This window comes from Dietzia cinnamea NBRC 102147, assembly GCF_001571065.1.
In the GTDB taxonomy this organism is placed as follows: Bacteria; Actinomycetota; Actinomycetes; order Mycobacteriales; family Mycobacteriaceae; genus Dietzia; species Dietzia cinnamea.
Genome location: NZ_BCSW01000041.1, coordinates 1 through 20,196, shown reverse-complemented (window position 1 = coordinate 20,196; position 20,196 = coordinate 1). Strand labels below are relative to the sequence as shown.

The 20,196-nt window shown below is 71.7% G+C and carries 18 protein-coding genes; 9 read left to right on the top strand and 9 right to left on the bottom strand.

The genetic code is table 11. The features are described 5' to 3' along the window. Positions 1-15 precede the first annotated feature (15 nt). From DCI01S_RS12715 to DCI01S_RS12695, 5 genes are read left to right on the top strand one after another with little or no spacing between them, the layout of a single operon-like run. Positions 16-1,125, top strand: coding sequence for an iron-siderophore ABC transporter substrate-binding protein (locus DCI01S_RS12715; RefSeq protein WP_007632488.1), 1,110 nt, complete (start codon positions 16-18; stop codon positions 1,123-1,125). A 5-nt stretch (positions 1,126-1,130) separates the two neighbouring features. Next, positions 1,131-2,243 (top strand): FecCD family ABC transporter permease, encoded by a 1,113-nt coding sequence (locus DCI01S_RS12710; RefSeq protein ID WP_082767800.1) that lies wholly within the window; start codon positions 1,131-1,133, stop codon positions 2,241-2,243. Further along, positions 2,240-3,301, top strand: coding sequence for a FecCD family ABC transporter permease (locus DCI01S_RS12705; RefSeq protein WP_061229571.1), 1,062 nt, complete (start codon positions 2,240-2,242; stop codon positions 3,299-3,301). Before DCI01S_RS12710 ends, DCI01S_RS12705 begins: the two co-directional genes overlap by 4 nt. A 44-nt stretch (positions 3,302-3,345) precedes the next feature. After that, on the top strand, positions 3,346-4,191 hold the full coding sequence (locus DCI01S_RS12700; protein ID WP_082767801.1) for an ABC transporter ATP-binding protein: 846 nt from the start codon (positions 3,346-3,348) through the stop codon (positions 4,189-4,191). Continuing rightward, positions 4,188-5,126: a siderophore-interacting protein gene (locus DCI01S_RS12695; protein WP_061229569.1), complete on the top strand. Its 939-nt coding sequence runs from the start codon at positions 4,188-4,190 to the stop codon at positions 5,124-5,126. Before DCI01S_RS12700 ends, DCI01S_RS12695 begins: the two co-directional genes overlap by 4 nt. 22 nt (positions 5,127-5,148) lie before the next feature. Here DCI01S_RS12695 and DCI01S_RS12690 read toward each other — a convergent pair whose 3' ends face one another. From DCI01S_RS12690 to DCI01S_RS12650, 9 genes are all read right to left on the bottom strand, one after another. Then, positions 5,149-5,883 (bottom strand): hypothetical protein, encoded by a 735-nt coding sequence (locus DCI01S_RS12690; RefSeq protein WP_061229568.1) that lies wholly within the window; start codon positions 5,881-5,883, stop codon positions 5,149-5,151. Between the two features lie 102 nt (positions 5,884-5,985). Next, entirely contained in the window at positions 5,986-7,191 is a 1,206-nt protein-coding gene (locus tag DCI01S_RS12685; RefSeq protein WP_061229567.1) for a Wadjet anti-phage system protein JetD domain-containing protein, read from the bottom strand. Between the two features lies 1 nt (position 7,192). Beyond that, a complete protein-coding gene (locus DCI01S_RS12680) occupies positions 7,193-10,513 on the bottom strand; it encodes an ATP-binding protein (protein ID WP_082767798.1) in 3,321 nt (1,106 codons plus the stop codon). Further along, on the bottom strand, positions 10,506-11,225 hold the full coding sequence (locus DCI01S_RS12675) for a DUF4194 domain-containing protein (RefSeq protein WP_061229565.1): 720 nt from the start codon (positions 11,223-11,225) through the stop codon (positions 10,506-10,508). The genes DCI01S_RS12680 and DCI01S_RS12675 overlap by 8 nt, the downstream gene beginning before the upstream one ends. Next, a complete protein-coding gene (locus tag DCI01S_RS12670) occupies positions 11,222-12,718 on the bottom strand; it encodes a DUF3375 domain-containing protein (RefSeq protein ID WP_082767797.1) in 1,497 nt (498 codons plus the stop codon). Before DCI01S_RS12670 ends, DCI01S_RS12675 begins: the two co-directional genes overlap by 4 nt. 117 nt (positions 12,719-12,835) lie before the next feature. Further along, positions 12,836-13,435: an energy-coupling factor transporter transmembrane component T family protein gene (locus DCI01S_RS12665; RefSeq protein WP_061229563.1), complete on the bottom strand. Its 600-nt coding sequence runs from the start codon at positions 13,433-13,435 to the stop codon at positions 12,836-12,838. Further along, the gene (locus DCI01S_RS12660) at positions 13,436-14,164 is read right to left on the bottom strand and encodes an energy-coupling factor ABC transporter ATP-binding protein (protein ID WP_061229562.1); all 729 of its coding nucleotides are present in this window, start codon (positions 14,162-14,164) and stop codon (positions 13,436-13,438) included. After that, entirely contained in the window at positions 14,161-14,763 is a 603-nt protein-coding gene (locus DCI01S_RS12655) for a biotin transporter BioY (RefSeq protein ID WP_061229561.1), read from the bottom strand. Before DCI01S_RS12655 ends, DCI01S_RS12660 begins: the two co-directional genes overlap by 4 nt. Before the next feature lie 241 nt (positions 14,764-15,004). Next, the gene (locus DCI01S_RS12650) at positions 15,005-15,592 is read right to left on the bottom strand and encodes a helix-turn-helix domain-containing protein (protein WP_061229560.1); all 588 of its coding nucleotides are present in this window, start codon (positions 15,590-15,592) and stop codon (positions 15,005-15,007) included. Between the two features lie 107 nt (positions 15,593-15,699). Here DCI01S_RS12650 and DCI01S_RS12645 point away from each other — a divergent pair, with 107 nt between their 5' ends. The 4 genes from DCI01S_RS12645 to DCI01S_RS12630 form a co-directional block, all read left to right on the top strand. Continuing rightward, positions 15,700-16,668 (top strand): NAD(P)/FAD-dependent oxidoreductase, encoded by a 969-nt coding sequence (locus DCI01S_RS12645; protein ID WP_061229559.1) that lies wholly within the window; start codon positions 15,700-15,702, stop codon positions 16,666-16,668. After that, on the top strand, positions 16,652-17,341 hold the full coding sequence (locus tag DCI01S_RS12640; RefSeq protein WP_061229558.1) for a class I SAM-dependent methyltransferase: 690 nt from the start codon (positions 16,652-16,654) through the stop codon (positions 17,339-17,341). The genes DCI01S_RS12645 and DCI01S_RS12640 overlap by 17 nt, the downstream gene beginning before the upstream one ends. 53 nt (positions 17,342-17,394) lie before the next feature. After that, positions 17,395-19,005, top strand: a complete 1,611-nt coding sequence (locus tag DCI01S_RS12635) for an NERD domain-containing protein (protein ID WP_061229557.1) — start codon at positions 17,395-17,397, stop codon at positions 19,003-19,005. A 132-nt stretch (positions 19,006-19,137) separates the two neighbouring features. Continuing rightward, on the top strand, positions 19,138-20,196 hold a 1,059-nt coding region (locus DCI01S_RS12630), incomplete at its 3' end, for a TRAFAC clade GTPase domain-containing protein (RefSeq protein WP_061229556.1).

Sequence of the window (20,196 nt, the reverse complement as noted above, 5' to 3'; positions counted from 1 at the left end):
GTGGACGGAGATCCCATGACCGCACCTGCCCGGCGTTCCCGACTCGAGGCGGCGGTGTCCGACGCGGCCCGCCCCCGAACCCGGGCGGTGCTGTTCGTACTCACCGCGATCGCGGCGATGCTGGCCCTGCTCGCGGGCTGTTCGACGGGTTCCGTTGACGGGGGCGGCGAGTCGGCCGACACGACCGGCGTCGAGCGGCAGGGCGAGTTCCCGCGCACCATCACCCACGCCTACGGCGAGACGGAGATCCCGGAGGCCCCGCAGCGCGTCGCCACGATCTCCTGGGTCAACGCGGACGTCTCCCTGGCGCTCGGCGTCGTCCCGGTCGGCATGCCCCGCAACTCGTTCGGGGCCAACGCCAACGGCTCCACCGACTGGTTCGACGCCGAGCTCGAGGCGGTGGGTGGCGAGATGCCCGAGCTGTACTCGGAGACCGACGGCATCAACACCGAGGCGATCGCGGCGCTCGAGCCCGACCTCATCCTGGGCGCGTACTCCGGCATGACCGCCGAGGAGTACGAGACCCTGTCCAAGATCGCGCCGACCATCGCGATGCCCGAGGGCGACGTGCCGTTCGGCACCGCCTGGCAGGACTCGACCCGGCTGATCGGTGAGGCGCTCGGCCGCAGCGAGGCCGCCGAGGAGCTCATCACCGAGGTGGAGGGCCAGATCCAGCAGGTCGCCGAGGACAATCCGGCCATCGAGGGCACGACCTTCGTCTGGGCGACCGTCGACCCCGAGGCCGCGGAGAAGATCTACGCGTTCACCGACGTCGACAACCGCCCGCGCTTCCTCACCCAGCTCGGGATGGAGCAGGCCCCGGTCGTCGCGGAGGCCTCCAGCGGCTCGCCCGATCAGTTCGCCGTCACGTGGTCGCCCGAGCGCGCCGACGAACTCGCCTCCGACATCCTCATCACCTACGCGACCTCGCCCGAGGTCCGGCAGGCCATCGAGTCCGACCCGCTGCTCGGCCGCATCCCCGCGGTCGAGGCCGGCCGGATGGTCGTCCAGACCGACGAGCAGCAGGTGCTGTCGATCTCCGCGTCGTCCCCGCTGAGCCTGCCGTGGGCGCTGGAGAACGTCGTCCCCGACATCCTCGCCGCCGCCCAGCAAGAGCAGGGCTGACGCCGGTGACCAGCCCCGCGACGCTCACGACCGCGCCCGCCCCCGCCGCGGGCGGGCCGGTCGTGCCGGCCGCGCCCGGACACCGCCGTGTCGTGATCGGCGCGGTGGTGTCCCTGGTGCTGTTCGTCGTGGGGATCGTGGCGTCACTGTTCGTCGGCGCCCGTTCGGTCGACCCCGCCGTCGTGTGGTCGGTGCTGGGCGCGCTGCCCGGCCAGCTGCTCTCCGGCGACCTCGCCGCCGCCGTCGCGCCCGGTTCGGGTGCGGGCATGGACGAGGTCGTCGTGACCGCCCGCGTGCCCCGGACCATCACCGCGGTCCTCGTGGGCGCCGCCCTGGCCGTGGCGGGCGCGGGACTGCAGGGCGCCACCCGCAATCCCCTCGGCGATCCCGGGCTGCTCGGCCTCACCGCCGGCGCCGCGCTCGGCGTGGTGCTGGGCCTGGCCTTCGCCCCGGCCGCCGGCCCGTCCGTCGTCGCCCTGTTCTCGGTCATCGGCGCGCTGGTGGCCGGGATGGTCGTCGTGGGCGCGGGCCGACTCGGCGCCGACTCCGGGACCGGACTCGTTCTCGCCGGTGCCGCCGTCACCGCCGGCTGCACCGCGGTCACGTCCTCACTGGTCATCGCGCTGCCCGGCGTCCTCGACCGCTTCCGCTTCTGGGGCCTGGGCTCCGTGGCCCGCTCGGGCGCCCCGGAGATCGGCGCGGCCGTCCCCTTCCTGCTCCTCGGGCTCGTCCTCGTCCTCGCGGGTGCCGCCACCCTCGACGCGCTCGCGCTGGGGGACGACCTGGCCCGCGGGCTCGGCGTCGGCCCGGTCGCCGGTCGCGCCGTCGTCCTGGGCGGGGTCGTCATCCTGTCCGGGGTCGCCACCGCGCTCGCCGGCCCCATCGCGTTCCTCGGTCTGCTCGTGCCGCACCTCCTGCGCCGGCTGGTCGGGGTGGGCAACCGCGTGGTCCTGGGCCTGTCCGTACTCGTGGGGCCGGCCGTGCTGCTGTTCGCCGACACGATCGGCCGCGTCATCGCCCCGCCCGGGGAGATCGCCGTGGGCGTGATGACCGTGGCGATCGGCGTGCCCTTCCTCATCGCCCTCCTGCGCGCCAACCGGGGGGTGAGCGCCTCGTGAGCGCCACCGTCCTCGACCGTCCCGCCGAGCTCGCCGAGACCGAACGGGTGGTCCGTAGGCTCTCGACCCACCGCCGGCGCCACGCGCTCGGAGTCGTCGTCGGACTCGCCGTACTCCTCGTGGCGGTGATGGCGGTCCGCGTCCTGCTGGGCCGCTACACGGTGACCATCCCGGACTTCGTCGCCATCCTCGGCGGCGCGACGATCCCGGGCGCGACGTTCGTCGTCATGGAGGACAAGCTTCCTCGCGCGGTCCTCGGCGCGCTCGCCGGCCTGGCGTTCGGGGCGTCCGGGGCGCTGTTCCGGCGCGTCCTGGGCAACCCGCTGGCCAGTCCCGACATCCTCGGCATCTCCCAGGGTGCCTCCGCCGGGGCGGTGGCCGGGATGGCGCTGTGGGGTCTGCGCGGGGTCGGCGTCGTGCCCGCCGCCCTGCTGGGGTCCGCGGTCGCGCTCGCGATCGTCCTGGGGGCCTCCGCCGGTCGGCACACCGGCATCGTCGGGCAGCGCTTCCTCATCGGCGGCGTCGCGGTCGCGGCCCTGAGTGTCGCCGTCGTCACCCAGCTCATCGCCCGCCTCCCGCTGACCGGCGCGCAGGAGGCCGCGGTGTGGACCGTGGGATCGCTGTCCGGGGCGTCGGGCCAGCGCATCGCGTGGCTCGCGGTCGCCCTGGTCGTATTGCTGCCGCTAGGCGTGTGGCTGCATTCCGCGCTGCGGCCCGCCGAGCTGGGGCCCGAGCTCGCCGTCGGTCTCGGATCCCGCCCCGTGCCCACGCGCGCCGCGGCCCTCGGTGTGGGCACCCTGCTGGCCGCCGCGGCCACCGCGGTGGCCGGCCCGCTCTCGTTCGTCGCCCTGCTCTCCACGCCCGTCGCCGCCGCTCTCGGCCGCGGCCGACCGAGCATCTGGGCGGCCGCGCTCACGGGCGCGGTGATCGTGGTGGCCGCCGACATCGTGGCCTCCGAGGCCCTGAGCACCGTCGATCTCCCCACCGGCGTGGTGACCGGCGCCCTGGGTGCGCCCGCCATGCTGTGGATCCTCCTGCGTTCGAGAAAGGTGGCCTGATGAGCATTCCCTCGCCCGTCGCGCCCGTACTACGCGCCCTGCCGATGGACCCGGAGCCCGAGCCCGATCCGGCCTTCCGGCTGCGTGGCCTCACGCTGGGCTACGGCGCCGAGTCGGTGATCCGCGACCTCGACCTCGACATCCCCGCGGGCCGGACGACCGTGTTCATCGGCGCCAACGGCTGCGGCAAGTCCACCATCCTGCGTGCCCTGGGCCGTCAGCTGCGGCCGCTGTCGGGGACGATCGAGACCGGCGGGCGCGACGTCGCGTCGGTGAAGGCGCGCGAGCACGCGCGCTCGGTCGCGTTCCTGCCGCAGTCGCCCCTCGTGCCCGAGGGACTCACCGTCGCCGAGCTGGTCGCCCGGGGCCGGCACCCGCACCGCCGCTGGTGGGGTGGGGGCGACGACGACGACACGGCGGTCGCCGAGGCGCTGACCCTGACCGACACCGCCGGTTTCGCCCACCGGCGGGTCGACGAACTGTCCGGCGGTCAACGGCAACGCGTGTGGGTCGCGCTCGTGCTGGCGCAGGCCACGCCCACGCTGCTGCTGGACGAGCCGTGCTCGTTCCTCGACCTCGCGCACCAACTCGACATCCTGGACCTGGTCCGCGACCTGCCGTTACCCGCCGGCCACGCCGGAAGCGGGGGAGAGGGCACCGGCCGGCGCACGGTCGTGGCGGTGCTGCACGAGCTCAGCCTGGCCGCGCGAGTGGCCGATCACCTGGTCGCCGTGGCCGAGGGCGGCGTCGTCGCCGCGGGCCCGCCGGACCGGGTGATCACCAAGGAGACACTGCGTCGCGTGTTCGACCTGGACGCCGACATCATCACCGACCCGGCCACCGGCCACCCCGTGGTGCTGCCGCGGGGACGACGGAAGGGGACCACATGACCGCCATCGCCGTAGAGACACCGATCGTCGTCTCGCAGACCCGGGTCATCGAGGCCCGCGATCTCGGGGACTCGTTCGTCCGCCTCGTGGTGGCGGGTCCCGACCTGCACCGGTGGTCGGCCGAGGTCGTCGACCCCGGCACGGTGCGCGACTGCTACATCAAGCTCATCGTGCCGCCGCCCGGCGGGGGCGGCGTCATCCCGGACGCCGACGGCATCCGGGACTGGCTCGCGCTGCCCGAGGGCGAGCGGGGCTGGATGCGCACCTACACCGTGCGCCGCGCCGACACCGTCGACCTCGACGGCGAGGCCGTGCCCGCGCTCACGGTGGACATGGTGGTCCACCCCGGCGACGACGAGGGGCCCGGCTCGGCCTGGGCGCGGACCGTCCGGCCGGGCGAGATCGTCCACATCGCCGGACCCGGACGCGGACACGCGCCCTGGGCGGCCTGGGCTCCCGGGCGGGCCGCGCGCGTCGTGTGCGCGGGTGACGAGACCGCCGCGCCGGCCCTGCTCGCGATCGCCGACGAGCTCGCCGAGGAGCGGGCGGCGGCAGGGCCCGCCCCCGAGCGTCACGTGCAGATCGTGATCGAGGTGCCCACCACCGGCGATGCCGTGGCGCTCGCCGACGGCGCCCCCGACTTCGTCACCGTGCTACCCCGCGCCGGCGAGCCCGGCGCCGCGGTGGCGCGGCACCTGGCCGGCGTGCTGGACCTGGGCGACGAGTGCGTGCAGACCGTCCTGGGCGGTCGACGTCCCGCCGAGCGCGAGTGGCAGCCGGCCACCGCCGTGTCGGCCGGCGACCCGTACGTGTTCCTCGCCGGGGAGGCGAGCCTGGTCCGGGCCATGCGCCGACTCGCCGTGGACGCCGCCGGGGTGCCCAAGGAGGCCGTGGCGTTCATGGGCTACTGGAGGCGCGGCGCCGCGGAGTGCTGAGCGCGTCGGCCCGCCGGCCCGGTCACGCCCGGTCGGGGGGCGGGTACGACGGATCCCGCAGCGCCCTGAGGACGCGCGGATAGCGCGACCCGGGGAGGCGGTTACCGATGGGGTCGAAGTGCAGGTCCTCGTCGTCGTCCTCCCACGTGTCCACCGTGAGTCGGCCTAGCGTCCGCCACCTGCCGAGGGGCGTGGCGTGCTGCAGCGTCCACGTGCCACCGTCGCCGCCGGGGATCGCGGCCAGTAGGAGCGGTCGTCCCGCGACGAGCACGGGGAACACGGAGGTCATCGTGCGGCCGGTCGTGCGCCAGCCCGCGGTGAGGACGTAGCGGCTCAGCGGGCCCGTCCCCGTACTGGCCAGCAGGATGTCCACGGGTCGTTCGGCGTGGATCCGGACGGCCATGCCGCCGATGTCGGGGACCGCGTCCGGCAGTCCCACCGCCCGCGAGAAGCGGACGGTCGCCGGCCAACGGCCCGTGATGTCCAGCAGCGGGGAGCCCGTGCGTCCGACCCCCGTCACACTCAGCGTGGCCTTCGCGATGACGCCCTTGGGATGCAGTGCCTTGGGGCGGGCCAGTCGTGCCACCGCCGCCACCGCGCCGAACGCCGTACCCACGAGGCTGGACACCGGCGCCGACCGCAGTGCCACCTCCTTCGACTCGCGCGTCGAGGGCACGAGCGCGGACGAGGCGGCGGTGTCGTCCGTGTCGGCCGGGGTGGAGCGGCCGCGGCCGGGTTTCCGGGTCTCTCGGGACATGAGGCCACGATACCCAGCGGCGGGCGGTCGGGAGCGGCGCTGATCACGGGCGGGGCGGGTCGCCAACGAGACGCGTGCTTCCGGGGCCGGGCCGACGCGGGTTCAGTCGAGCGCCGATCGAAGGCGAGGCAGCGCCCAGTCCCACGGGATACGTTCCTGCTCCAGCCGGAGGTCGCCTCGGCCGGTCAGCGCCTCGAGTGCGGCGACCTCGCCCGCGGTGAGTCGCGTGGGCGCGGTGCGGGCGGGCGTGGGCTCGGGGACCGTGAACTCGCCCCAGGCGTCGAGCGTCTCGACGTCCATGAGGACGCTGACCGCGTGCGGCGCGTGGTGTCGGAGTCTGTCGAGGATCGCGAAACCGTGGGAGTCGAGGTCGCCCCAATAGACGATGCGGGCGGTCATCGCCCAGGGCAGTGCGGCGACGGCATCGACCGCGAAGCCCCGGCCGAACAGGCCGACCGCGCCGGGCAGGTCGGGGAGCGCGAGGAACGTGGTGAGATTCTCGACGACGACGAGGGTGCGCGGCCCTTCCGAACCGGGCCACAGCGCGGCGAGCTGATCGACCGGGCTCTCCACATCGCGCAGTGGGAAGTCGATCGCGGGGTCGAGGAGCCGCATCCTCACGCGGAGGTCGGAGCGTTTCAGCCCGAGACCGGCGACAGTGACCGCACCGTCGGGGATCGCGCTGTCGCGACCGCTTCGTGCGGCGTCGACCAGTTGCTCGACCACGCGGAGCCGGGATTCGATCCACTTGGTGTCGACTCCGGGGACCGCGATCTCGCGCGCCCGCAATCCCTCCGTGGGATGCGCGAGCGCCCACCGGCAGACGGCGAGCAGGCGCTCCATGTCCGCGTCGCTCAGCTTCTCCCAGGTCGGTGCGGTGGCCGCGGCGGCGAGTCGCAGGACCGACTCGTCGGGGCCCAACCGGAGCAGGTCGGTGGCCCTGGCGAGCATCGCCTCCCAGTGCGCGGCTCGTCCCGCGATCCGCGCGATCGCCCGGTCGCCCCGGACCTCCACGCGCTGAGGGAGAGCGACCGCGCCGAACCCGGGCAATCGGCGTTCCACCCAGGTGATCTGTACGTCGAGGGCGTCCTGGGCGGAGTCGAACTCCCGCCACCGCCGGATCCAGTCCGCCGTGCCGGCCGGGTCGTCCGAGGCGCGCGTCGCCGTCGGGGATGCGGTGGAGAATCGCAGGACGTACGCGGCAGCGGAGTCCGGGTCGGCGATCCACTCGCGGTACCGGCGGGTGAACCGGGTGGCGCACGCTTCGGCCAGATCATCGGGAGCGCGCGGCGTCGTCGGCCCGGCCATGTCAGCTCGCGGCTTCCCAGGTGACCCGCTCGATGCGGGAGCGGCTCCCGTCCTCGATGCCCACCACCACCAGACCACCGATGTACGGCTCGAGGGTCTGCAACAACTTGAGCGGGGTCGCCAGAACCATGTGGAACCCGAAATCGGTGAAGACGTCCATCGCGCGGCGCGTGTAGTCGGGGTCGGCCCGGTCGAACGCCTCGTCGAGGACCACGGTTCCGTAGCGCGGCACATCGGCGTCGATGTCCGCGAGCTGGAACCGCAGAGCCGCGGCGAGACAGAAGAACACCAGCTTCTGCGCCTGACCGCCCGACAGGCCGGAGGACGAATCGTGGTAGTTGGTCGGCGTCCCGTCCTCGTCGATCTCGACGCCGATGAAGCCGACGTGTCGCCGGGTGTCCAGCACGGTCTGCCGCCAGCGTCGGTCGGCGGAATCCGCGGATCCCAGCCGGTCCAAGAGTCGTGACATCACCGCGAAACCGGCCTCCGCGGTGTCGACGGTGCGCTTGTCGAGCGCTCCGGACACCGCCTTCTCCAGGTCGCTCAGGAAGTCTGTGACGGTCTCGGTACGTCGGTCACGCACCTCGATCTGCAGCCACCGGCCGGACTGGAACTCCGACCGGCGCAGCGAGTCGTTGACCGGTCTGATCCCGGCCTCGATCTCGGAGCGGGCGCGGCGGATGTGACGGGCGAGTTCGCCCAGATTCCGGGTTTGCATGTCCCCGATGAGCCCGAGGAATCGGTCCTCGAACTCCGCGAGGCGGTCCCGGCGAAGTTGGACCAGCCATTCGACGGCCTCACCGACGAATTCCGGGTCGGATTTGAGATCGGCCTTCTTGGCCGGCCACAGCTCCAGGTACGACGTGAGAACCGCGGTGATGCGCCGATGGATCCGGTCGCGCTCGGTCGCGGTGGACACCTGCTCGGCGGCGATGGACCGCTCGGCACGCTGGCAGACTTCCTGCACGTTCTCGGCGGTCAGGCGGCGCGTCGCAGCCGCCAGGCGTTCGCGGATGCGGGCCGCGGCGCCCTCGTCGACGTCGCGCCTCTCATGACCGGTCAGGTCGGCGAGCCGCCTCTCGAGACCCTCCACGACGCTAGCGGCAACCGCTCCGGCCCGGTTCGCGGAGTCGTACTCCGCCTGGGCCCGCGACTGCGCCTCCTCGGCGGCGCGCAGGTCCCGCTCCATCTCCGCGACCTCGGGATGCTGCTCCCGCCATTGGTCCAGGCGATCTCGGGCTGCCCGGGCGCGGTCCTCGGCGGTGTCGGCGTCCAGCTCCTCCCACCGCAGGCCCAGGAGGGTGGCGGCCGCGCGCTGGCGGGCGCGACGCTGCGCGTCGAGGTCGTCCAGTCCGGCCCACTGCCGCTCGTGGGTGTCGATACGTGCCCGGATCTCGTTCCGGAGAGTGGTCAGTGCCTCCACCTTGGAGTCGTCCATACTGCCCAGCTGGAACGCCGCCGGGTCGTCGATCCGTCGGCGGTCGTCCTTCTCGAACCGCGCCCCGCGTCTGATCAATCCGTGCAGAGTGACGGCCTTGTCGTGCTGGGCCAGTTCGGCGGCGGTCTCCACGCAGGTCACGTCGAATTCGGCCGCGAGTCTGCGGTTGAGCCACTGGAGGAACGGCCCGGCGGCGGGGCGGACCTTCCGGACGAGGCTGTGCGGGCCGGTCCTGCGGGCGGCGGAGTCGTCGCCGTGGTCGACCACCTCGTAGACCAGGCGGACGCCCAGGTGGGTCGAGTCGACGGCGGCGGCCACCCGGTCCCGGAGGTGGTCGGGGACGAGCATCGTGCGGGCGAAGCCGGACAGGACCCGCTCGATCGCGGGACGCCAGCGGGCGTGCTCGGCGGGGACGTCGAGGAGTTCTCCGGCGAACGGTAGTTCGCGCGCGCTCAGCCCCGCCGCCTCGCACACGAGGTCCCGGGCGGCCAGCAGCCGGGAATCGATGTTCGAGCGGTGTCGCAACAGCGCCTGCAACTGCGCGGTCACCTCCTCGAGCGAGCGTTGTTCCTCGTTGAGGGACCCGGCCACCTCCCGCAGCGTCTCGCGGTCTCGCGCCCGCTCGGCCTCCTGTTCCGCGTCCTCGCGCTCGAGCGTGGCGAGCAGGGCGGCGAAGTCCTCGGCCGAAGTCGGAAGGGCGCCGCCCAGGCGCTCGACCTCCGTCTCCGCACGCGCACGCCGTGCGGAGACGGAGGCGGCGTGTTCGAGGGCCCGGTCGAGGTCTCTCGCGAGCTCATCCCGCCCGGCGCCGGCGCTACCCCGGAGTCGGGCGCGGATGTCGTCGGCCGCCGTGCGTCGTACATCGAGTCGATCTCGAGCGGATGCGATGGTGGACTCCGCGGCCACCAGCGCCCCGCGGGCCGTCCGCAGCTCCTCCTCGACGAGTTCGAAGGTCACGGCGGCCTGCACCGCGGGAAAAGCCTCACTCTCAGCGTCCAGCTCGTCGGCCAGCGCCAGCACGCGGTCCCGGGAGGCCCGCAGGTCGGCGAGCGGGGCCAGATGGGCGATCTGCTTGCGCACGTCGACCACCGACCGGTGGGCCTCACGAAGCTCCGAGAACTGCGCCACTGCGCGGTCGGCCACCGCGAAGGTACCCGGCTCCTCCAACATGAAGTCGCGGAAGAGCTGGTCGAGACTGGACAGCGACTTGGCGGACAGGGTCCGGTGCAGCAGGAGCTGAGCGGACTCGGAGGCGATGCCCAGCCGACGCCGGAACGCGGCGGCGAACGCCGAGTAGCTGTCGTGGAACCTCACGTCCGGGATCTCCCGCTTGAGCGCCCGCTTGTCGATGCCACTGCGGAGGTAGCCGAACAGGTCCGGCAGGTCTGTGGGCTCGTCGGACGAGTGCTCGCGGACCCCGTGGAGACGCTTGACCCCGGCCGCGGAATTGTCGCCCGAACGCAGGTAGAGCAACAGGAGAAGTGTCACGCTGGTGCCGCGGCCGTCCGAGTAGGTCAGGGCGATCGCGGAGAACGTGGCCTTGGGACGCAGGTAGACGGAGGCCAGGTCGCCGGATTCGGCGTCGGCTCCCCGCCGCCAGGCACCACGGATGTAGGACACGAGAGTGCGCCCCGATCCCCGTCCCGCCTCCTCCTGCGCGGCGGCGTTGAATCGCAGGTGCGCCGGGGGCACGAGCACCGCTGAGACCGCATCGATGAGGGTCGATTTGCCGGACCCGGATCCGCCGGTGATGAGGAACCCCTTCCGCGGCACCTCCACGTCGTGATACCCGTCGAGCGTTCCCCAGTTGCACACCTGGATTCGCGACAGTCGCAGCTGATCAGGGTGTTCCGGAGCTCCGGGAAGCTGTAGGGCCTCAGTCATCGTCGACCACCTCGTCGTCGTCGAACAGGGCGTCGTCCCGCCCGCCGGGCGGTTCGCCGTCGTGCTCACCGTCGGCCCCACCGCGCGCCTCGATCAGGGCGCGGTACTCGTCGCGGATCCCCGCGACGACGTCCGCGTCGAACAGGTGGCGGAGGACGGGGGAGACCTCGGCGCGCCCCGCTGTCTCCGTGTCGGAGAGCAGCGAGTAGCTCTTGAGCCGGTTCCACGAGGCGTCGAACTTGCGCGCATACCGGCTCCGGTCGGAGTCGACGACGGAACGGTAGACGTCGACCCGCTCGGCCACGTCCTCGCGATCCACGATCACCCGCTCGCCGGGCTGGGCCACGGACAACTCGGACCGCAGGTGCACGAGCAGGACGGTGTCCATGTGCGACAGCGTCTCGGTCCGCAGTACCGCCGGGACCTCGACCCGTCCACCCGTGTCGACCTGCCTGGTGAAGGCGATACCGGCGTCGTGGTCCAGCACCAGATCGAGGAACACGTCCGCCAGTCGCGATCGCATGGCGGGCTCGTCGGAGACCACAGCCGCCCAGATCTCCGGCTGGCGATGCGCCTGCACCAGCGGGCCCGTGAGCAGCCGGGCCAACGCGCGTCTGGAGGCGAAGGACAGCGTCCCGGTGTCACCGGGCCACAGGCCGTCATCACCCGCACCGTCAGGTCCGTCGGGATCGGCCGTCGCAGGGGTAGTCACAGATCCTCCTCCAGAACTCGATCGGCCGTGAACACCAGGGTCGGGATCCGGGCGCTCAAGGTCGGGCCGGATCCACTCGTCCATGTGACGGTCTCGACCGAACACGGGTCATCCGGTGGTGCCTCGGCCTGCGTGGTGATGGCCAGATTCAACAGCCCGACGATACTGGCGACGCCCTGGGTGGCCGGGTGTTCGCGGAGGATCGCCCCGATGGATGACGGGCCGAGCCTGGACACCACGTCGCGGACATGGGCGCGGAGTTCGGCCTCGTCGATCTCCGAGGCCCGGACAAGCGCCGTGAGGGCCTCGAGGTCCGCGTGGCCCTCCTCGTGGTGCGCGACCTCCGCCGCCACCCGTTCCTCTCCCGGATTCCGCAGGCGCAGCGCGCTCACAGACCGGACCGACATTCCGACCCGACGGAGCGGCACCGACATCTGACTGGTCGGCTTCACGGCGCGCGCGCCGCTCGCCTCGGCTGCCGCGGCGCGGGCGGACCGGATCAGTGCCAGCATCTGCCGGTGCTCGACGTAGGCGTCGGAGGTGACGAAGTGCCGCAGGCTGCGAGACAGAGAGGTGAGGACACCGTTGACCTCAGCCCCGGCGGTCTCCATCTCGTCGAACAGCTCCCGCAGGCCCCGCCTGGCTGACGGGGGTAGGTCGGCGACCTGCGGTCGGCTCAGGATGTCGTCGATCCACGTGTCGACCGACGCCGAGCGTTCGGGATCGAGGAGCACCGAGTAGAAGGACGAGAAGCTGCGGCCGGCCTCGGAGTCACCGATGAGGTCGACGCCGCCGAAGACGGCGTCGAGGACGTCACCGCGCGCGCCGTCCTGGTCGAGGAGACGACGACGGAGGTCTTGGTTGAGCGACTCGAATTCGGCGCGGACGCGGGCGAAATCGGCGGGTATGTCATCCGCCCCGCGGAGGATCTCCGACACCTTCTCCCCGACCTGCTCCGGGTCCGCGAGCTCGAGGTCGCCCGCCTCGACACGTGCGATGGCGGCGTCGATACGGTCGCGCTCCCGGTGGAGGGCGGCCAGCCGGCCCTGAACGGACGGGTCGGTGTCCCGTGCGAGGTCCTCCAGTTGCCGGGTGAGCGTCTCGACGCGGGACACGGTCAGTCCGCGTCGCGGTGTCTGCAGGCCGTCGAGAAAGTCCATCACCACGAGTGCGGACTGGGTGGGTTCGAGCGTCTCACCCGTCGCCGCGGTGCCGGGTCTGCGCAGCATCCAGCCGGCGTCGACCCATTGACGTACGTAGGCCTGGGCTGTTCCCGGAACGTCCGCGCCGGAGTCGCGGACGGCAGTCAGGGTCCTGTCGAGGAACTCGTAGAACTCCGAGGACGGGACACGCCGTGACGACCCCTCGAAGACCTCCGCCAGCACCGCCACGATGAGCGGCCACAACTGGGCACGCATCAGCGAGAGGGCGGATGATTCGCCGTTCAGCCTGGAGAGCTGGAGGAAACGGGCGAGCGCGGACACGAGTCTCATGGTGGCATGCGGTGCCGCTTCATCCTCCAGAGTGTTCGGAACACGTAGTGCGAGAAGGGGGTGCGCGGAACGCTCTTGTCGATGGGCCGGGGCGGCGGATGCCGACGGTTGGCCGGTTCAGTCGTCGACGCCGCGGGCGGCCAGGGCGTCACCGAGCTGGTCGGCCGTCGTGAGCGCGCCGAGGACGGTGGGCACCACGAGCGCGCGGATCGACATGCCCAGGCCGCGCGCCCTGCGGGCCTCGGTGACCTGCTGTAGTCGGCGGGCGATGAGCGGGATCGCACGGATCGTCAGCACGAGCACCAGCGCGATGCGGTCCGGCGAGACACCGACGTGGCGCAGGGGGCCGACGGCGCGCGTGACCGCGTCGAGCATGTCGGAGATGCGGGTCGTCAGCGCGACGAGACCCGCCACCGCGATGGCCACCAGCAGCGCACCGCACACCCGCAGGGCGGTGTCGAGGTCGGCGACGATCCACTGCAGCACGAGGATGGCGATCAGCATCGGCAGGACCGGCCGGACCTGATCCCACGCGGCCCGGGGGCGGATGCGGCCGATGGCGTACAGAACCGCGGTCAGGGCCAGGGCGGGAAGGACGTGCCAGGGCTCTCTGATCAGCAGGGTCGCGGCCACGATGAGCACGCACACCGCCAGGATCTTCAGCCCGGCGGGAAGGCGGTGCAGCAGCGAGTCGCCCGGTTGGTAGGTGGCGAACATCTACGCGACCGGCCCCGCGCCCAACGCGATCCGCCGGTAGCCGGCCAGCGCGGGCCCGGGGGAGTCGTCGATCACCACGCGGCCGCCGTCGACCACCAGCACGCGATCGAAATCGGCGACCAGGTCCAGGTCGTGGGTGACCACGACCAGCTGCTGCTCGAGAGCGGCGAACGTCTCCGCCACCAACTGGCGATTGCGCAGGTCGAGAAGGGTCGTGGGCTCATCGGCCACGATGACCGAGGGCTCGATCACCAGCACGGCCGCCAGCGCGAGCAACTGCTTCTGCCCCCCGGAGAGGAGATGGCACGGATGACCGGCATGCCCGGCGAGGCCGAAGGTCTCGAGCACCCGGGCGACTCGTCGTCGTCGCTCCTCCTTGCCCATCTTGGAGCGTCGTAGGGAGAAGTCCACGTCCTCCGCCACGGTGGGCATGACGATCTGGGTGTCCGGGTCGGTGAAGCAGAAGCCCACTCGGCGCCGGACCTGCGCGCCCTTGCGGCGGGTGTCCAGACCGTCGACCGTCACGGTGCCGGACGTGGGGACGACCAGCCCGTTGATCATGCGCGCCAACGTCGACTTCCCGCCGCCGTTGACGCCGACGATGCCGATGCGGCGCTCGGTGAGGGTGAGGTCGACGTCCGTGAGGACGGGCCGGTCGCCGTAGGCGTGGCCGACTCCGTCGAAGCGGATTTCGACGCCGCGCGGGCCCGGGTCGTTGGGGGTTGTCACGCTGTCGTGGAACGATGCCCGCGCAGCGGGACGATCAGCCCTGGACGTGCGCGGTGCACCTGCGCTGCCACGATCGCGGTGACGACCGCCTTGAGCAGGTCGCCGGGCAGGAAGACCGTGTTGGCGGCGATCGCGCCCGTGACGGTGAGCTCGGTGCGGATGAGCATCCCGGCGACGCCCACCGCGTAGATCACCCCGATGCCGCCGACGATATTGATGGCCAGCCCCGGCAGCACGCGGTAGCGCGGCATCATCCACGCGGTGAGCAGGCCGATCACGATCACCGCCGGGATCCAGCCGATGAGGAAGCCCGCCGTGGGGCCGGCCAGCGAGGTCAGGGTGGTGCGGCCCCCCGCGAGTACCGGCAGTGCCAGGCCGATGATCATCACCGCGAGCACCGACAGGGCGCCCTTGCGCCAGCCGAGCAGCGACCCCGCGAGCATCACGCCGAGGGTCTGCAGGGTGATGGGTACGCCCGCGGACCCGATGGTGAGCTGCCCCGGTAGACCGAGGACCACGATGAGGGCGGCGAACACCGCGATCTGCGCGAGGTCGCGGGTCGCGCTGCGGGCCGGGGCCGTGTCGATCGACATGCTCATGACACTCCTTGGTGACGCTGCGGCCGCAGGGCGACCTGAACACCGTTCATAGTGGCACGGGGCGGTGGTCCGGCGCACAGTGGGCCGGCGGGGGCGCCGCCGGCCCGGACATAGAAACCCCGGGGGGCGCGGAACTCGGGATAACGCCCCCGCGCCCGTCCCCGCGCCCGCCCCCGCCACTGCGGCCCCGACGTCAGAGGGCCTGGCCGGGTAACCGGAACCCTCTCCCCGGTACGACCGGTCAGTCCCTCCCGGCGCTGGCCCGGATATGCGCCCGCTCGCCCTGCCGACCCACCAGGCTGAGGAACTCCACCGGGCCGGCGCTGGTGGCGCCGAACCAGTGCGGGGTGCGGGTGTCGAACTCGGCCGCCTCGCCGGGGGTGAGGACGAGGTCGTGCTCGCCGAGGACCAATCGGAGCCGGCCGTCCAGGACGAACACCCAGTCGTGGCCGTCGTGGATATGGAGGTGCGGCTCGTCGTCGTCCCTCCCCCTGGGTAGCACGAACTTGTACGCCTGGATCCCGCCCGGCCGGCGTGACAACGGGATGACGGTGGCGCCGTAGTCGGTGGTGAAGGGCTGCAAGGTCACTCGGGGGTCGCCGGTCGGCGGGGCGTCGACGAGGTGGTCCAACGTGACGCCGTGTGCCCGCGCGAGCGGCAGCAGCAGTTCGAGCGTGGGGCGGCGCTGTCCCGACTCGAGTCGGGACAGGGTGCTGGGGGAGATGCCGGTCTTGTCGGAGAGCTGCGCGAGGGTCATGTCGCGGCGCCGTCGCAGTGATCGCAGGCGGGGTCCCACGCCGGTGAGGGTCTGGGCGGTCGGGTCGGTCATGAACCCAGTTTGCCACTTCGGCAAGGAATGTTGCGCCATCGTTGTCCGGGCGTCATCGTCGAGGGGCGAGGGCGGCGACCGCGGCCCGGAGCGGGGGAGACGGACAGATGAGTACACGGATCGACGACCTGCGGGACGTGGTCGTCGTGGGTGGCGCGGCAGCCGGGCTCACCGCCGGCCTGACGCTGGCGCGCGCACGGCGTCGCGTGACGGTCATCGACGCGGGGCGGCCGCGCAACGCCTCGGCCGAGGGGATCCACGGTCTCCTCGCGCTGGACGGTGTGCCGCCGGCGGAGTACCTCGCGCGGGGGCGCGCGGAGGTGGAGAGGTACGACGGCGAGGTCGTCGCGGGCGAGGTCGTGGACACCCGCCCGGCCGGGCATGGTTTCGACGTCATCCTGGCCGACAGGACAGTGCTGCCCACGCGCACGCTCGTCCTCGCGATCGGGGTGACCGACGAGCTGCCGGACGTGCCCGGGGTGCGCGAACAGTGGGGGCACGGCGTCCTGCACTGCCCGTACTGCCACGGATGGGAGGTCCGCGACCAGCGGATCGGCGTCATCGCCACCGGCCCGATGTCCGCGCACCAGGCCGTGCTGTTCCACCAGTGGAGCCGCGACATCACCTTCCTCACCGGCGGGCGGCCGCTCGACGAGCAGGACCGTGTCCATCTCGACGCGCTCGGGATCCCGATCGTCGGGGGTGGGATCTCGCGGGTGGAGGCCGACGGTGAGCGCGTGGTCGGTGTCCGTGTCGACGACGACGAGGTCATCGACCTCGACGCGGTGGTGGTGGGCAGTCGGATGACCGTGCGGGTCGAGCCCTACACCGCGATCGGCGTGACGGCGGACGATCACCCCGTCGGCACGTTCATCGCCACCGACGAGACCGGTGCCACCTCGGTGCCGGGGGTGTGGGCGGCCGGCAACTGTGCGGACCTCATGGCGCAGGTCGGAGCGGCGGCCGCACACGGCGCCCGCGTCGCGCAGTTCCTCAACGCCGCGCTGGTGACCGCCGACCTCGAGAGTGCTGTCGCCGAGCAGGCGGGTGAGGTGGTCGATGACGCACGAGTTTGACCGTCGCTACTGGGACCGCGTCTGGTCCGGCGCGGCAGACACCGGGAACGCCGGGGACGCTGGCCGGGCGTCCGCGATGGCCACGAGCCCACCCAATCCGCACCTCGTCCGGGAGATCGCGGGGCTGAGTCCCGGGGCGGCGCTCGAGGCCGGGTTCGGGGCCGGGGCCGAGGCGTTGTGGTTGGCCTCGAGAGGCTGGCGCGTCACGGGGGTCGACCTCGCGGCCGGGGCGCTCGAGGTCGCGGCGCGTCGTGCGGCGGCGGCCGGCCTGGCCGACCGGGTGTCGTGGCTCGAGGCGGACCTGTCCGCCTGGGAGCCCGAGGTCCGGTTCGGCCTGGTCACGACGCATTACGCCCACCCCTCGATCCCGCAGCTGGACTTCTACGAGCGGCTCGCGGGCTGGGTGGCCCCGGGCGGCACGCTGTTCATCGTGGGGCACCTCCACCACGGAGAGCGCGGAGCGCACGGCCACCACGGCGCCGCGGGGCATCCCCACCACGGCGCCCACCCGCCGGCCGAGGCCAGTGCGACCGCCGCCGGGATCACCTCGGTGCTCGGGCGGGACCGGTGGCGGATCGACACCGCGCTCGAGTGCTCACGCGAGATGGCCGGGCGCGGCGGCGCCGCGGTGACCGTGCACGATGTCGTCGTCAGGGCCACTCGGAGGACGTGACCGCCGGCGCGTACCTCACCCGCCGGCGGGGCGGGTGAGGTAACTGTTCTCACATGCCCCGCGTCATCCCCGCTCACCCCGTCTACGGCCATCCCTCCGAGGAGAGGGTCGTCGACCTGCTCCGGGACCAGCTGGCCGACGACTGCCTCGTCGTGGTGGGGCAGCGGGTGTCGACGGCGGAGAAGGAGCACGAGGTCGACGCCCTCGTCGCGATGCCCGGTGCCGGGATCGTGGCCATCGAGATCAAGTCCGGGCAGATCACCGTCGAGGACGGACGCTGGGTGCAGGGCAGTGGCGGCAAGCAGTTCACGATCGACCCGGTGACGCAGTGCCGCGAGGCGCTGTACGCCCTGCGTGGTTACGTCAGCGAGGACCCACGCTGGCCGCGACAACACCAGCGCTGGACCCACCTGCTCGTCTTCCCCAACGCCTCGATCCCCGGCGACTTCGCGCTGCCGCAGATCAGCCGCGACCGGATCGTGGACCGGGACCAACTCGATCAACTCGCGTCGGTCGCGCACCGGGTCGCGCGGGAGTCCGGACCGGCCGACCGCCCGTTCCTCGCCGCGGGCACGGTCGACAGGCTGGCCGAGATCCTCGGCGGTCGCGGCCTGCCGCAGCGCGACGTGGTGGCGCGTGCCGCGGAGAACGCCGACATCGCCGACGCGCTCACCCGCGAGCAGTCGGTGCTGCTGCGCGCGGTCGACGCCCTCCCGCGCGTCGAGATCCGCGGTGGCGCCGGGAGCGGCAAGACCTACCTCGCTCTCGAGCAGGCCCGCCGGCTGTCGCGAGACGGGCAGCGGGTGGCATTGATCTGCTATTCCCACGGCCTGGCCAGCTACCTCAGGCGCGTCACCAACGGATGGAAGCGGCGCGAACGGCCCGCCTACGTCGGGGAGTTCCACGCCCTCGGTGTGGAATGGGGCGCCCCGGCGGGGCCCGACGAGCGCATCCGGTCCGCCGAGTCGGTGCGGTGGTGGGAGGAGGAGCTCCCGCGGTTGATGTCCGAGCTGGCCGACGGGCTGCCCGACGGCCGGCGTTTCGACGCCGTGATCGTGGACGAGGCCCAGGACTTCGCCGACAGCTGGTGGCAGCCCGTGATCGGGGCTCTGCGTGACCGGGAGAACGGTCGCCTCATGATCGTCGGTGACGTCGGGCAGAGCGTCTTCCAGCGGGCGGGTCGACCGCCCGTGGACCTCGTGCCCCTCGTGCTGGACCACAACCTCCGCAACACCCGGCAGATCGCCAGCGCGTTCCTCCCGCTCGTCGGGCACCGCATGGAGCTGCGGGGAGGGTCCGGCCCCGCGGTGCGGTACGTCGACGTCCCGGAGGGGGCCGACCCGATCGCGGTGGGAGACGACGAGGCCATGCGGCTGCTCGACGAGGGCTGGGAGCCCGGGGACGTCGCCCTGCTGACGATCGGCTCACGCCACCCGATGCAGGTGGAGCTGCAGGAGGACGGCAACGACGCTTACTGGGAGACATTCTGGAGCGGGGACGACATCTTCTACGGCCACGTCCTGGGCTTCAAGGGACTCGAGCGGCGGGCGGTCGTGCTGGTGTGCAACGGGTACGAGGGCATCGACCGCCTCCGCGAACGCATCTACGTGGGTCTGTCGAGGGCGACCGACGTGCTCGTCGTGGTGGGGGACGCCGCAGCATGACAGGCGCACCCTCGCGGGAGAGGGGAGCAGTGACCGTGAACAGAAGCTCCGGACTGGAACACCGAAGAGCGTGCATGATGTACTTCGGACAGTTGTACGCGAAGACGCGCAGACACTGAAAAGGACGGCTAAATGAAGATCGGAAAAAACCTGCAGCAGCAGATCGCCGTGTTCGGCGAATCCGGCAGCGGGAAGACCGTACTTCTATCGTCGTTCTACGGCGCCACCCAGGAACCAAGATTTATTGAGAAGAATCACTTCAGCGTCATCGCTGACGACCAGGGGAAGGGACTGACCCTCCATCGGCTTTATTTGGCGATGCGAGATTCAACGAAAGTTCCGTCCCTGAATAGGTTCAAGGGCGATAGTCACGACTTCACCGTTCACCTAAAGACACTGGCCGGGCGAAGGAAGGACAGGTCCGGCAAGATCGAGGGGCTCCACTTGGTCTGGCACGATTACCCGGGCGAGTGGTTTGAGAGCTCTCCACACGGAGATGAGGAAACAAGGCGGCGGCTGGCGATGTTCCGGTCCTTGCTCGGCTCCGATGTCGCCCTACTCCTTGTTGATGCCCAGCGGCTGATCGACAATGAGGGTGAGGAGGAACGCTACCTGAAGCTCCTCTTCACAAATTTCAAGAACAGTATTGTCGGGCTTAAGAGCGGACTCCTCGACGATGGGAAGCCTCGCAAAGAGTTTCCCCGCATTTGGATAATTGCACTGTCGAAGGCGGACCTGCTCCCCGACGCAGACGTCTACCGGTTCCGCGACCTTGTCATAGAGAAGGCCGGCGGTGAGATCGCGCAGCTCCGTGATGAGCTCCGGTCGATGGTGGTTGCGGCGGATGCCCTGGACATCGGTCAGGACTTTCTGCTGCTCTCGTCCGCCAAGTTCGAGCCCGGCAAGATTGTCATGTCCCAGCGCAAAGGCGTGGATCTGATCCTTCCGATCGCCTCGGTTATGCCATTGGAGAGGTACGCTCGGTGGGCGGGCAACTTCAAGGCTCCCGGGAAAGTGCTTGAGGTGATGCTGCGGGGGGCCGGACCTCTGCTCACGGGCCTACTGCTGAAGCAAGACGGCAAGTTCAAGCCAGCGAAGATCATGGCGAAGTTCGTGGGCACCGAAGTGATCCTCGAGATCGCGAGTCTGGCGGCGGACAAAGTGAAGGAATTTAACGAGAACTCGCGAACC

Coding starts and splice junctions, on each gene's coding strand:
- DCI01S_RS12640 (WP_061229558.1), top strand. CDS start 16,652: ATGACGCACGAGTTTGACCGTCGCTACTGGGACCGCGTCTGGTCCGGC.
- DCI01S_RS12650 (WP_061229560.1), bottom strand. CDS start 15,592: ATGACCGACCCGACCGCCCAGACCCTCACCGGCGTGGGACCCCGCCTG.
- DCI01S_RS12700 (WP_082767801.1), top strand. CDS start 3,346: ATGGACCCGGAGCCCGAGCCCGATCCGGCCTTCCGGCTGCGTGGCCTC.
- DCI01S_RS12685 (WP_061229567.1), bottom strand. CDS start 7,191: ATGGCCGGGCCGACGACGCCGCGCGCTCCCGATGATCTGGCCGAAGCG.
- DCI01S_RS12645 (WP_061229559.1), top strand. CDS start 15,700: ATGAGTACACGGATCGACGACCTGCGGGACGTGGTCGTCGTGGGTGGC.
- DCI01S_RS12655 (WP_061229561.1), bottom strand. CDS start 14,763: ATGAGCATGTCGATCGACACGGCCCCGGCCCGCAGCGCGACCCGCGAC.
- DCI01S_RS12690 (WP_061229568.1), bottom strand. CDS start 5,883: ATGTCCCGAGAGACCCGGAAACCCGGCCGCGGCCGCTCCACCCCGGCC.
- DCI01S_RS12670 (WP_082767797.1), bottom strand. CDS start 12,718: ATGAGACTCGTGTCCGCGCTCGCCCGTTTCCTCCAGCTCTCCAGGCTG.
- DCI01S_RS12695 (WP_061229569.1), top strand. CDS start 4,188: ATGACCGCCATCGCCGTAGAGACACCGATCGTCGTCTCGCAGACCCGG.
- DCI01S_RS12715 (WP_007632488.1), top strand. CDS start 16: ATGACCGCACCTGCCCGGCGTTCCCGACTCGAGGCGGCGGTGTCCGAC.
- DCI01S_RS12680 (WP_082767798.1), bottom strand. CDS start 10,513: ATGACTGAGGCCCTACAGCTTCCCGGAGCTCCGGAACACCCTGATCAG.
- DCI01S_RS12635 (WP_061229557.1), top strand. CDS start 17,395: ATGCCCCGCGTCATCCCCGCTCACCCCGTCTACGGCCATCCCTCCGAG.
- DCI01S_RS12665 (WP_061229563.1), bottom strand. CDS start 13,435: ATGTTCGCCACCTACCAACCGGGCGACTCGCTGCTGCACCGCCTTCCC.